Source organism: Micromonospora sp. B006 (genome assembly GCF_003408515.1).
GTDB lineage: Bacteria > Actinomycetota > Actinomycetes > Mycobacteriales > Micromonosporaceae > Micromonospora > Micromonospora echinospora_A.
The window spans coordinates 3,048,217-3,059,878 of the sequence record NZ_CP030865.1; the positions used below are offsets into that span (position 1 = coordinate 3,048,217).

Sequence of the window (11,662 nt, forward strand, 5' to 3'; positions counted from 1 at the left end):
CCTCAGTAGTAGAGGAGCGCTTTGCTCCAGTCCTCGTCCGGACCGAACAGGCTGCGTGGCTTCACCACGTCCGGCATGCTGGTCAGCGCGTCGAGCGGGATCAGGGTTCCCGGCGCCAGGCCGGTGACCTCGCTGTCCACGCCGAAGGCGGCCCGGATCGCGGCGGTCAGCTCCGCCTCGGCGGCGACCCGGTGCGCGGCGGCCACCTCGATCTCGACCCGCAGCAGCGCCGGCTCCGCCTTGGCCCGCCAGAACATCACCCGGTGCGCCTCCGGCAGGGAGAAGACCAGTTCCTCCAGCTGGTGCTGGGTGATGGTGGTGCCGCCGACCCGGTAGCCGAACGCCGACCGGCCGAGCACCCGCACGGTGGGCAGCTTCCAGCCGCATCCGCAGTCGTCGTAGGAGACCGACACGTTGTCCTCCAGGTTGTACCGCAGCAGCGGCATCGCCTCCCGGAACAGCGGCGTGACCACGAGCTGGCCGTCGCCGTCCGCGCGGACGGCGCCGGTGTCCGGGTCGTACACCTCGAACAGCGCCCGGTCGGCCCACAGGTGCAGTCGGCCCTCGGGGCACTCCCCGGCCAGGCTGCCGGTCTCCGTCGAGCCGTACTCCTCGATGACCGGCACCCCCCACAGGCGGCTGATCCGCCGCCGGCGGGCGTCGGTCATCGGCTCGCCGCCGACGAACAGCGCGCGCAGCGCCGGGAAGTCGATGTCGGGCCGGTGCCCGGCCGCGATCGCCGCGGCGGCCCAGATCAGGCACTCCGTCGGCACCGACCAGGTGAGCGTGACGTCCAGGTCGTGCATCACCCGGACCACCCGGGCGTACGGCATCGCCAGCGACCGGTTGTCGCCAGGCACCACCGTGGCCCCGCGCAGCCGGGCTGCGGCGTGGGCGAGATGCCCGGTCAGCAGCAGCGCGTACGGCGTGCGGACCAGGAAGACGTCGTCGGCGGACATGCCGATCCACTTGCGGGCGAAGCGCTCCGCCAGGTCGGTCCAGTCCTCCGCGGTGTAGTAGGAGGGGGTGGGCTTCCCGGCGGTCCCGCTCGACTCGTGGTAGGTCGCCAGCCGTTCGCGGGGCACGGCGAGCATGCCGAAGGGGTAGTTGTCCCGCAGGTCCTGCTTGGTGGTCAGCGGCAGGTCGGCCAGGTCGGCGGGCGTCACCGGCGGCGCGCCGGACGTCAGCCGCGCCCGGTAGAACGGCGACCGGGCCGCCCAGGTGAACGTCTCCGCCAGTTGCTTCTCCTGGAGGCGCCGCAGGTCCTCGAGGCCGTGCCACTGGCCGAGCCGGGGCAGGCTCGAACTTGGCTCGCTCACCGCTTCTCCTCTCCTAGCAGTCGATGCGCGTTGTCCCAGGCGACCCGCCGCCACTGCTCCGGCGGCAGTCGCAGCGCCTGGAACTTGGCCAGTTCCACGGCCGGGTGCTGCAGCGGGTACTCGGAGCCGAACACCACCCGGTCGTCGCCGAGGCGGCGCAGCGCCGCCTCGGCCACGCAGGTGTAGCCGCCCGAGGTCTCCAGCGAGATGTTCGGCTCGTCCTGGATCAGGGTCAGGGCGTAGAGGTCGATGTTGCCGACGCCGCTGTGCCCGAGCACGAAGCTCACCTGCGGGAACCGGCGGCTCAGGCCGACCAGGTCGGCCACGCTCGCGCCCGATCGGTCCAGGCAGACCACGTACACCGGATGGTCGAACTCCGCCGCCACGGCCACGAGGTCGGCGACCCGCGGGTCGGTCAGGGCGACGCCGTGGACGGCGGGTGAGATCTCCAGGCCGCGGAACTCGGCGGCGCGGGCCCGGTACGTCTCGGCCGGCCGGTGCGGGTTGGCGAAGAAGAACGGCACCAGCCGGCCGTCGGTGCCGGCGCAGGCCGCCGCCACCGCGTCGTTGTCGGCGTCGGTCTCGACGTGGTCGCCGGTGACGAGCTGGCGGGACAGCCGGTCCAGGTCGATGGTGCCGCCCGCGCACACCACCGCCCGCGCCAGCCCGCATTCGCGCAGCGCGGCGAGCAGCCGCTCCCGCGCCCCGGGCCGGGGCGCCAGGCGTACGTGGAAGTCCAGCACCGGCTGCGCGGTCATCGCCCGCTCCCCTTCCCGCCGCCTGTCACTTCTCGATGCAGAACTCGTCGATCGGGTAGCCGACGTGCCGCTTCTCCACCGGCAGGTAACCGAGCACCTTCGTGCCGGCGGTCAGCTCGGTCACGTTGAGCACGGTGCCGCCCGGCCCGAGCACGCGCACGTGCCAGTCGTCCTGGACGATGAGGTTGACCCGTGTCCCGGAGGGGGAGACCGCGTCGATCGCCAGCAGCGGACGCGTCTCGATCTTGACCCGTCCCACTGTGACGACGCGGGACTTCCCCTGCGAGTCCACGGCGAGCACCCGGCCGCCGGAGACCAGCTCGCTGAGGTAGTTGGTCCGCCCGCCGGCGGACAGCGTGTACGAGTGCAGCGCGCCGGCGTTGACCCGGAACGGCCGGGTCGGCATGTACGGCAGCGGGTGCGTCTCGCTGCAGCACAAGATCATGCCGGTGGAGTGCGAGCCGACCAGGATGCCCTCGTCCAGACGGAAGTTCGTGCACGTGTCGACGCAGGCGCGCTCGCCCATGCCCACCCGCCGGATGCCGGTGACCTCCAGCTCCACGAGCGACAGGTCCGCCGCCGTGCTCACCGCGGCGGTCCGCAGCTCGGTGGCCTCCCCCACGGCGCGGGGCGCCAGCATCACGCCGTCCGAGCCGTGCTCCAGGACGCCGAAGACGATCTCCGCCTCCTCGACGTCGGCGACCTGGGTGATGATGCTGCCCTCCGCGCCCGCCGCGGCCGCCAGCACGATCTCCAGCGGGATCTTGGTGGGGTCGCGGAAGTACAGCAGGCTCCACCGGTCGTGGCGCGCGGACCGGCAGGCGTCCTCCAGGCTGTCCGCGTCGACGATCTCGACGAACCGGCCGAACTCCACCTCCGGGTACCGGGCCGCCAGCTCGGCGGGCTCGCCGTGCCGGGCCGGCTCGACGATCACCAGGTCGGCCGGTTCCAGCTTCTCCGGCAGCGGCCCGCCCTGCGGGAACAGCACCTTCTTCACCGTCGGGGGAAGCGTCTCCAGGTCGGCCGGATCGGCCGCCACGACGGCGTCCACCCGCTGGTGGACCGCCTCCTCGACGATTGCCTCCTTGGCGCCGTTGACGTTACGGATGTCCAGCCAGCACAGCTTCACGGGTTTCTCCTCGGTGGACGGTCAGGGAGTCTCAGGACGTAAGGGCGAGCCGGTCGTCGACGTCGTACCGGTCCGGCACGTGCCGTGGCTCGTGCACCAGCCGTGCCACGGCGGCGGCCATCAGGCCGGGCTGCTCGGCCTGGAACACGTTGCGGCCCATGGCCATCCCGGCCACGCCGCCGCGCAGCGCGTCCGAGACGTAGGCGAGCACCGTCGGAGTGTCGGCCGAGCGCGGGCCGCCGGCCACGATCAGCGGGATCGGGCAGCCGCGCACCACCTCGGCCATCTGCTCGGGCGTGCCCACGTAGTCGGTCTTGACGATGTCGGCGCCGAGGTCGGCGGCGAGCGTCGCGGCGTGCGCCACCAGCTCCGGAGCCCGGGAGTCGGTGATCTGCGGCCCGCGGGCGTACACCATGGCCAGCAGCGGGACGTTCCAGCGGTCGCACTCCCCCGCCACCGCCGCCAGGTCGGCGATCTGCCGCGCCTCCTGCGGTGAGCCGAGGTTGACGTGCACGCTGACCGCGTCGGCCCCCAGCCGCAGGGCCTCCTCCACGTGCGCGACCAGGTACTTCGCGTCCGGGTCCGGGGCGTGCCGGGTGCTCACGCTCAGATGCACGATCAGCGACATGTCGCCGAACCAGCCGTGGTCGACGTGCCGCAGGCTGCCCTTGTGCAGCACCACGGCGTCCACGCCGGTGCCGGCGAGCTCACCGAGCAGCGAGTTCAGGTCGCCGCGGCGCAGCGGCCCGTCGGTGACGGAGTGGTCGAGCGGGACGACGAGCAGGCGTCCGTCGCCGCGCCGGAACAGTCGGCGCAGACGCAGGCCACGAGCGAACGAAGCGTTGAGTACGGCCACGGTTTCCTACCTCTCTCAGGCGGTGGCGGAACGGCGGGAGGTCAGGGACGTGGCGTCCGCCGGCTCGGACCGGTCGAGGCGGAACGCGCGGTGCAGGGCTTCGACGGCGTCGACGGTGCGGTCCCGCGACACGATCACCGACAGCCGCATCTGGGAGGTGGAGATCCAGCTCGTCGAGATCCCCGCCGCGGCCAGCGCCGCCATCAGCCGGGCCGTGTGCTCGGGGCGGCTGAGCAGGCCCATGCCGACCACCGACACCTTGCCGACGTTCTCGTCGAAGTGGACCCCGCCGTCGAAGGACGCGGTGAGGTCGTGCAGCGCGGTCCGCACCGCTTCGGCCTGGCTGCGGCGGATGGTGAACCCCATCCGGAACTCGCTCTCGTAGGGCCCGGACCGGGCCACCAGGTCCGCCACCGCCCCATGGGCGGCCAGCACCTCGAACACGTCAGGTGCCATGTCCCGGCGGCCGTCGCGGCAGTGCACCAGCACGCGGACGACATCCGTGTCGTGGGTGACCGCCACCACGGCCCGCCGGGTCTCCAGCGGGCGGTCGTCGGGCCGGTCCACGACTATCGTTCCGGGCGCCTGCGACGACGCGTTGCGCACGCGCACTTCGACCCCTTCCATGGCGGCCAGCTCGATGCATCGGGTGTGCAGGACCCGCGCGCCGGCGAACGCCATCTCCGCCATGACGCCGGGCTCCACCCACGGCAGGCAACGCGCCGCCGGAAGGATGCGGGGGTCGGCGCTGAAGACGCCGTCCACGTCGGTGTAGATCTCGCACGCCGACGCGCGGAGCCGGGCCGCGAGCGCCACCGCTGTCGTGTCGGAACCGCCGCGCCCCAGCGTGGCGACGTCACCGGCCCGGTCGATGCCCTGGAATCCGGTGACCACGGCGACCTCGCCACGGCCCAGCGCCGCCTCCACCCGCGCCGCCCCGATCCGGGAGATCAGCGCGTCGCCGTGCCGGTCGGTGGTGTGGATCTCCGCCTGGTGCCCGGTCAGCGAGACGGCCGGCACTCCCAGCCCGGTCAACGCCAGCGCCATCAGCGCCGCCGACTCGGACTCGCCGACTGCGAGCAACTGGTCGAGTTCCCGGGACGGACCCGCGGCGCCGACGTCGGCCGCCAGCCGCAGCAGGTCGTCGGTCCGGCTGCCGCGCGCCGACACGACCACTGTCACGGCGGAGCCGTGCCGCCGCGCCTCGGCGATCCGCAGCGCGGCGTGCCGAACGCGGTCGAGGGTCTGCAGCGAGGTGCCCCCGTATTTCTGGACCAGCACGTCCACAGTCGTCTTCACCGCCCTCGTCGTATCGGCCCTGCGGTCGACAGTAATCGCGGTCGATCTGCGTGGGCACTACTCGCCCGAGTAGTAGCCCGCCGATTCAGTCGTTCACGCCATAACGTCGGCGCGTTACCGGAAACACGTGATGCCGTCGGCGACTTCACGTCATGTGCGACGCCTTTTGCCGGACGCAGTATCGACAGGCGATCTCTCAGGCAAAGGGAGCGACATGGACGGGACGGAATCGAACGTGACCGGATTCCCCGATCTGCTGTCCGGTCTCGGCGGCGACGGGCGCGCCTTCGCCCTGCTGCACCGGCCCGGCGCGGCCGGGTGCGCGTACGTGGAGGTTCTGACCGGCGAGGTGTGCGACGTGGACACTCTCGGCGAGCTGCCCCTGCCCACCGAGCCGGCGACCGGCGCGCGGCACGACCTGCTCGTGGCGGTGCCGTACCGGCAGGTCACCGAACGGGGGTTCGACTGCCACGACGACGGCGCGCCGCTGCTCGCGATGCGCGTCCACGAGCAGTTCGGGCTCGACCGCGGACAGGCGCTGGCGGGCCTGCCCGAACGCGGTGTGCCGGTGACCGACGCCGACTTCGACCTCAGCGACGAGGACTACGCCGCGATCGTCAAGCGGGTGGTGGGTGACGAGATCGGGCTGGGCGCCGGATCCAACTTCGTCATCCGGCGCACCTTCACCGCGCGGCTGGCCGACTACTCGATCGCCACGGAACTGGCGCTCTTCCGCCGGTTGCTGACCGGCGAACTGGGTTCCTACTGGACGTTTCTGTTCCACTCCGGCGCCGGCACGTTCATCGGCGCGTCACCGGAACGACACGTCAGCATGATCGACGGAACCGTCTCGATGAATCCCATCAGCGGGACCTACCGGCACCCCCCGAACGGCCCGGCCGTTTCCGGTCTGCTGGAATTCCTGAACGACCCGAAAGAGGCTAACGAACTCTACATGGTCGTCGACGAGGAACTGAAAATGATGGCGCGGATGTGCGCCTCCGGCGGCCAGGTGCACGGCCCGTTCCTCAAGGAAATGGCGCGGGTGACGCACTCCGAGTACATCCTGACCGGCCGCAGCGACCTGGACGTGCGCGACGTGCTGCGGGAGACCCTGCTCGCGCCGACGGTCACCGGCAGCCCGATCGAGAACGCGTTCCGGGTCATCACCCGCCACGAGACGACCGGCCGCGGCTACTACGGCGGCGTGCTCGCGTTGATGGGCCGTGACTCGGCCGGCAGCCGTACGCTCGACTCGGCCATCATGATCCGCACCGCCGAGATCGACGACGCGGGCACGCTGCGCCTGGGCGTCGGCGCCACCCTCGTGCGGGACTCCAAGCCGGAGTCGGAGGTGGCCGAGACGCGGGCCAAGGCGGGCGCCATGCGCGCGGCGCTCGGCCTCGGCGTCGACCCGGACGGCCCGGACGGCGGGCGGACCACGGCCGCGCGGGCTCGTTCGTCCCTGGCCACCGACCCCCGGGTACGGCGGGCGTTGCGCGAGCGCAACACCACACTGTCGAGGTTCTGGCTCGACGGCGCGGAGCGGCGCACCCCGAACCCGGCGCTGACCGGACGCCGCGTGCTCGTCGTCGACAACGAGGACACGTTCATGGCCATGCTCGACCACCAGTTGCGGGCCCTCGGGCTGCGGTCGAGCATCGCCCGGTTCGACAGCCGGCTGCGGCCGGACGGACACGACCTCGTCGTCGTCGGTCCCGGCCCCGGCGACCCGGGCGACCTGACCGACCCGCGTATGCGGACCCTGCGCGGGCTCACCCGCGACCTGCTCGCCGGAACGGTGCCGTTCCTGTCCATCTGCCTGGGCCACCAGGTGCTCGCCGCCGAACTGGGGTTCCCCCTCGCCCGGCGCGCGGTGCCCAACCAGGGTGTGCAGAAGCGGATCGACCTGTTCGGCCGGCCGGAACTCGTGGGGTTCTACAACACCTACACCGCCCGCTCCGCGCACGACGTGGTGGCCGGTGGCCGGCGGGGCCCGATCGAGATCAGCCGCAGCCCGGACAGCGGGGACGTGCACGCGCTGCGCGGCCCGGGATTCCGTTCCGTCCAGTTCCACCTGGAGTCCGTCCTCACCCAGCACGGCCCACGGATCCTGGGCGACCTGCTGGTCTCCCTGCTCGCCGACGGCACGGCCGCCGCCGCGGCCGAGGCGGCGGGCCGGCGCGGGAACCGCCCGTGACGCCAGGGCGTTCAACTGTCCATGTTGACTGCCGTCGTGGCGTCCCCGCATTCTCCCGAGAACACATCGAGGCACCCGACCGGAGGCGACGCCGTGGATGAGGCCACTCCCCGAACTCCCGTCGCGGCACGGCCCACCTGGTCGCCGGCCACCGCTCCGGTGTGGCTGGTCGGCGTGCTGGCCACCCTCGCCGGGGCCGTGGCCGCGGAGGCGTTCACGCTCGCCGCCCGGGGCTTCGGCGTACCGATGGAGGCGGCCGGCGTCTGGGAGGAGCAGGCGCAGGCGATCCCGGTGGGGGCCATCGCCCGCAGCGTCGTGCTCTGGTCGATCGGCGGAATCGTCCTGGCGGTGGTCGTGGCGCGGCGGGCCCGGCGGCCCGTGCGTGCCTTCGTGGCCGGCACCGTCGCGTTCACCGTGCTGTCCCTCGCCGCGCCCGCCTTCGCCCGGGACACCCCGGTGTCGACGCAGCTCGTCCTCGCCGGCACCCACGTGATCGCCGGCGCCGTGATCATCTCCATCCTGGCCGCGCGGCTCGCCGCGCCCACCCCGCCCCGGTAAGGCACCCCGTCACCGCGTCGCGGCCACGGTGATCGTGGCCGCGACGCGGCCAGGTGTCGGGCTTCGGGCGTCGCGAGGTGGGAGGGCGTCCGTCGGCGGTTCAGCCGCGGGCTGCCGGCTCGAACACCTCGACCAGGTTGCCCGCCGGGTCGGCGATCAGGAACTGACGGCCGCCCGGCCCGGCCACGACGTCGCTGCGCAACGTCACCCCGGCGCGCTCCAGCCGCTCCCGTTCGGCGTCGAGATCGTCGACGATCAGGTGGATGCGGTTGCGCCCGCACCCGGCCGCGTCCGCCGGGGTGACCCGGGCGCCCGAGCTGGTCGGCCCGGACAGCAGGAGCCGCAGCGGCCCGCGCACCACGTCGGCGAAGGCCGGCGGGAACGCGGTCGACACCGTGAAACCCAGGTGGGTGGTGTAGAACTCGATCGCCGCCGACACGTCGTCGACGATGTAGCGGACGCTGGCCAGGCCGTGCAGGTCTGCGGTCATGCGAGTCCCCTCAGTGTGCGTGGCTCGTGCTGGCGAAGGGCGTGGTGACACCGTCGTAGACGAGCCGCAGCATCATGCCCTGCTCCTGGTGCGGCAGGTTGTGGCAGTGGTTCATCCAGACACCCGGATTGTCCGCCCGGAACGCCACCTCCCACACCTCTCCCGGCCGCACGTCGAAGGTGTCCATCCACAGCGGGCTGCCGGAGTACGGCCGGCCGTCGCGGGACAGGATCAGCACCGGATGGCCGTGCAGGTGCCACGGGTGGGTTTCGAGGCTCCGGTTGACCACCGTGAAGCGCACGACGTCCCCCTCCCGGACGAGCTGGTCGGGGACGGAGGGATGTGCGCGACCGTCGACGGTCTGGGCGTACGCGGGCTTGCCGTCGACCATGGCCAGGGCCCGGTCGAGGACGATGGTGAAGTGGCGGTCGGCGTCGTCGGCGTCGAACGGCACGGGCGCCGGCTCGCCGTAGCCCAGCAGGTCGAACTCGGGCCAGTCGGCGGTGTCCGGCAGCGGGCGGTCACCACCGCCGACGCCCGGCGGGCGCAGCAGGACGCCCTGGTCGGAGTCGTTGTCGAGCAGCAGCGTGACCTTGGCGTCCGGCATGGCCAGGGTCAGGTCGTACCGGCCTCCGGCGGGCAGGCGGAGCCCGACCTCGCGTACCTCGCCCGGCTGGTTGAGGTCGCGGCCGTCGACGGCCACCACGCGGAAGGGCGAGCCGACGACGGCGAACCAGTGCGGGTTGGAGTCGGTGTTGATCAGACGCAGTCGCACCGGCTGGCCGGGGCGGACGTCGTGGACGGCGCGTCCCTCCTGGTCGCCGAGGATCGTGACGTCGTCGAACGTGTGCACCGGCAGCGTCAGGTCCAGCCCGCGCTCCGCTTCCGGCCGGTCCTCGCGCGGCGTCACGACGAGCGTCCCGTACAGCCCTTTGCGCACGGCGGGGTGCGACGCCTGGTGGGTGTGGTACCAGTACGTCCCCACCTGGTCCGCCTGGAACCGGTAGACGAACTCGCCGCCGGGCTGCACCGCGTGCTGCGTGGCGCCCGGCGCGCCGTCCTCGCCGCACGGCACGTCGTACCCGTGCCAGTGCACGGTGACGCCGTCCTCGATGTCGGCGTTGCGGAGCGTCACCTCGATCAGGTCGCCCTCGGTCGCGGTGATGGCCGGCCCGGGCAGGCGGCCCTCGTAGCTCCAGGCGTCGATCGGACGTCCGGACGGAATCGTGACGGTGCCCGTCCGGGCGGTGAGCACGTGGCGTCGCGCCGTGCCGCCCGCCGCCGGAGCGCCGGGGCCGCGCAGGTCCGCCACGGAGACCTTGGGGCGGGCGCCACCGGCGTGTCCGGGGCCGCCTCCGGTGACCATCGCCTCCGGGTCGCGGAAGAGCAGGCCGACGCCGGTGGCGCCGGTGCCCGCCGCGACCACTCCCCCGGCCACGCCGAGGAACCGGCGGCGGGACAGCGCCGTGGGCCCGGCCGCCGCCGGCGTGTGCTCCGGGGAGCCGGCCTCCGCGGCCGGGGCGGCGGGTCGTCCGACCACCCGCGCGGTGAGCAGCGCGGCGGCGCAGACGAGGGCGACGGCGATCAGCGCGGTGCTCCACGTCAGCGGGTACCCGGCGGTGAACGTCACCACCAGGCCGGCCAGCGCGGCGAAGCCGGCGGTCAGCACCGCGACCAGCGCGCCGGCCGGCAGGTCCGCCGCCGGTGACTGCCGGGCCGCGAGCAGGCGCGGGCCGGCCAGGAGCACCGCGACGAGCCCCGCGGCGCCGAGCATCGGCAGCCCCAGCAGAACCTTCTCCTGGACGAACCACCAGCCGCGGTCGGCCAGCAGCGCCACGGTGCCCAGGCGGGCGACTGTCACCAGCACCGCGGCGCCGAGGAGCGCCAACGCGATCCGGTGGCGGCCGAGAGCTGCCGTGACACCCGTTGCGAACCACGTCGCGACACCGAGCAGCGCCACGACGTGGTCCACGAGGATCCATTGGAGCGTGCTCATGACGCCGTTCGCGCCGAGTCGGCCGCCGGACCGGTGACCGTCGTGTCCACGCCGGGCGTGGTGGTCGTGTCCGGCGCCGCCCGGACGCTGCGCAGGATGACGCGGGCGACGGCCACCATCACCAGTCCGTTGACCGCGTGCAGGCCGAACACGTACCGGCCGACGGCCGAGTCACCGGCCGAGTCGCCGAACGCCTTGGCGATGACCGCGATCAGGGCCTGCAGGATGCCCAGCCCGGCGACCAGGCCGGACAGGCCGATGATCCGGCCGGGCATCCGCATCACCGCGGCGGCCACCGTCAGCACCACGGCGACGAGGATGCTCCCCAGGCCCAGGATCCGGTGAGGGCGGAACGCCTCCTCGTTGGCCTCGTTGCTGAACGCGCCGCTGGCGGCCAGGAAGAACTGCACCACGAGCACGAGCAGCAGGAACGCTGCCAGTCCGGCGAACACTTTGCGCATGGGACTCCCCTTCGGGTTCGGTTGGGTCACCGGGGTGTTCGGTCGGCAGCGCCGGTCAGGCGGCGCGCCGGGAGCGGGTGAATGCCAGGCCGCCGACGGCGATCCCGATCAGCGCCAGCACGACGGCCACGATGGCGCCACCACGGCCGTTGCCGCTGCCGACACCACCGTCGGAGCCGGCCAGGGCGACCACGCCGGCGATCAGGCCGGCCACCGCGAGCACCAGCGCGGCGATCGCGTTGCCACGACCGCCGCCGCGCCCCGCGGAGCGCAACGCCCACCCGCCCAGGACGAGGCCGAGCAACGCGAGCGCGAGCGCCAGCACGGATCCGGCGCGGCCGGAACCACCGTCACCGTCGGCGGCCGTCACCTGCGCGGCCGCCGGTGCGACGAGTGCGAGCCCACCGAGGACGCCGGCTGCGGCGGCGGTGAGCAAACGACGGATGAACATGGAAGCCCCTTCGGCTGCGGGAACAGGCATCTGCGCCAGCGTAGGTAACGACCCCGCTACGGGTCGTCATGCCGAAGGAGACAATCGATCTACTGCGGTGACGGTATCCACGGGCTCCGGCGTCTGCGCCGGGAGCAGCCGCATA

General features: G+C 73.0%; 11 protein-coding genes. 2 read left to right on the top strand and 9 right to left on the bottom strand.

Translation table 11 applies throughout. From position 1 onward, the window contains the following. Positions 1 to 2: 2 nt before the first annotated feature. Genes MicB006_RS14420 through MicB006_RS14440 form a run of 5 tightly spaced genes read right to left on the bottom strand, consistent with a single transcriptional unit; the run spans position 3 to position 5,361 of the window. Positions 3 to 1,319: a phenylacetate--CoA ligase family protein gene (locus MicB006_RS14420; protein WP_116506720.1), complete on the bottom strand. Its 1,317-nt coding sequence runs from the start codon at positions 1,317 to 1,319 to the stop codon at positions 3 to 5. Next, complete coding sequence (locus MicB006_RS14425) at positions 1,316 to 2,077, bottom strand: amidohydrolase family protein (RefSeq protein ID WP_116506722.1); 762 nt, start codon at positions 2,075 to 2,077, stop codon at positions 1,316 to 1,318. The genes MicB006_RS14420 and MicB006_RS14425 overlap by 4 nt, the downstream gene beginning before the upstream one ends. Positions 2,078 to 2,102: 25 nt before the next feature. Beyond that, positions 2,103 to 3,206, bottom strand: coding sequence for a 3-dehydroquinate synthase II (locus tag MicB006_RS14430; RefSeq protein WP_073827939.1), 1,104 nt, complete (start codon positions 3,204 to 3,206; stop codon positions 2,103 to 2,105). Between the two features lie 31 nt (positions 3,207 to 3,237). Next, positions 3,238 to 4,062, bottom strand: a complete 825-nt coding sequence (locus MicB006_RS14435; protein WP_073827938.1) for a 2-amino-3,7-dideoxy-D-threo-hept-6-ulosonate synthase — start codon at positions 4,060 to 4,062, stop codon at positions 3,238 to 3,240. A gap of 15 nt (positions 4,063 to 4,077) precedes the next feature. Next, a complete protein-coding gene (locus MicB006_RS14440) occupies positions 4,078 to 5,361 on the bottom strand; it encodes an aspartate kinase (protein ID WP_225980752.1) in 1,284 nt (427 codons plus the stop codon). A gap of 214 nt (positions 5,362 to 5,575) precedes the next feature. On the opposite strand from MicB006_RS14440, the gene MicB006_RS14445 reads away from it, so the two are divergent. Continuing rightward, positions 5,576 to 7,561, top strand: coding sequence for an anthranilate synthase family protein (locus MicB006_RS14445; RefSeq protein ID WP_116506724.1), 1,986 nt, complete (start codon positions 5,576 to 5,578; stop codon positions 7,559 to 7,561). Positions 7,562 to 7,654: 93 nt separating this feature from the next. Next, entirely contained in the window at positions 7,655 to 8,119 is a 465-nt protein-coding gene (locus MicB006_RS14450) for a DUF6069 family protein (RefSeq protein ID WP_152037837.1), read from the top strand. A gap of 100 nt (positions 8,120 to 8,219) precedes the next feature. Here the strand turns inward: MicB006_RS14450 and MicB006_RS14455 are convergent, their stop codons facing one another. Genes MicB006_RS14455 through MicB006_RS14470 form a run of 4 tightly spaced genes read right to left on the bottom strand, consistent with a single transcriptional unit; the run spans position 8,220 to position 11,517 of the window. Then, entirely contained in the window at positions 8,220 to 8,609 is a 390-nt protein-coding gene (locus MicB006_RS14455) for a VOC family protein (protein WP_116506727.1), read from the bottom strand. Between the two features lie 10 nt (positions 8,610 to 8,619). Continuing rightward, positions 8,620 to 10,605: a multicopper oxidase family protein gene (locus MicB006_RS14460; protein ID WP_116506729.1), complete on the bottom strand. Its 1,986-nt coding sequence runs from the start codon at positions 10,603 to 10,605 to the stop codon at positions 8,620 to 8,622. Beyond that, entirely contained in the window at positions 10,602 to 11,066 is a 465-nt protein-coding gene (locus MicB006_RS14465; protein ID WP_192900240.1) for a DUF6220 domain-containing protein, read from the bottom strand. Before MicB006_RS14465 ends, MicB006_RS14460 begins: the two co-directional genes overlap by 4 nt. Before the next feature lie 55 nt (positions 11,067 to 11,121). Next, on the bottom strand, positions 11,122 to 11,517 hold the full coding sequence (locus MicB006_RS14470) for a DUF6223 family protein (protein WP_073827933.1): 396 nt from the start codon (positions 11,515 to 11,517) through the stop codon (positions 11,122 to 11,124). Between the last annotated feature and the right edge of the window lie 145 nt (positions 11,518 to 11,662).

What these genes read in the sequence shown, in the direction of transcription:
- MicB006_RS14425 (WP_116506722.1), bottom strand. Translation starts at nt 2,077, where the DNA reads ATGACCGCGCAGCCGGTGCTGGACTTCCACGTACGCCTGGCGCCCCGG.
- MicB006_RS14445 (WP_116506724.1), top strand. Translation starts at nt 5,576, where the DNA reads ATGGACGGGACGGAATCGAACGTGACCGGATTCCCCGATCTGCTGTCC.
- MicB006_RS14455 (WP_116506727.1), bottom strand. Translation starts at nt 8,609, where the DNA reads ATGACCGCAGACCTGCACGGCCTGGCCAGCGTCCGCTACATCGTCGAC.
- MicB006_RS14460 (WP_116506729.1), bottom strand. Translation starts at nt 10,605, where the DNA reads ATGAGCACGCTCCAATGGATCCTCGTGGACCACGTCGTGGCGCTGCTC.
- MicB006_RS14465 (WP_192900240.1), bottom strand. Translation starts at nt 11,066, where the DNA reads ATGCGCAAAGTGTTCGCCGGACTGGCAGCGTTCCTGCTGCTCGTGCTC.
- MicB006_RS14470 (WP_073827933.1), bottom strand. Translation starts at nt 11,517, where the DNA reads ATGTTCATCCGTCGTTTGCTCACCGCCGCCGCAGCCGGCGTCCTCGGT.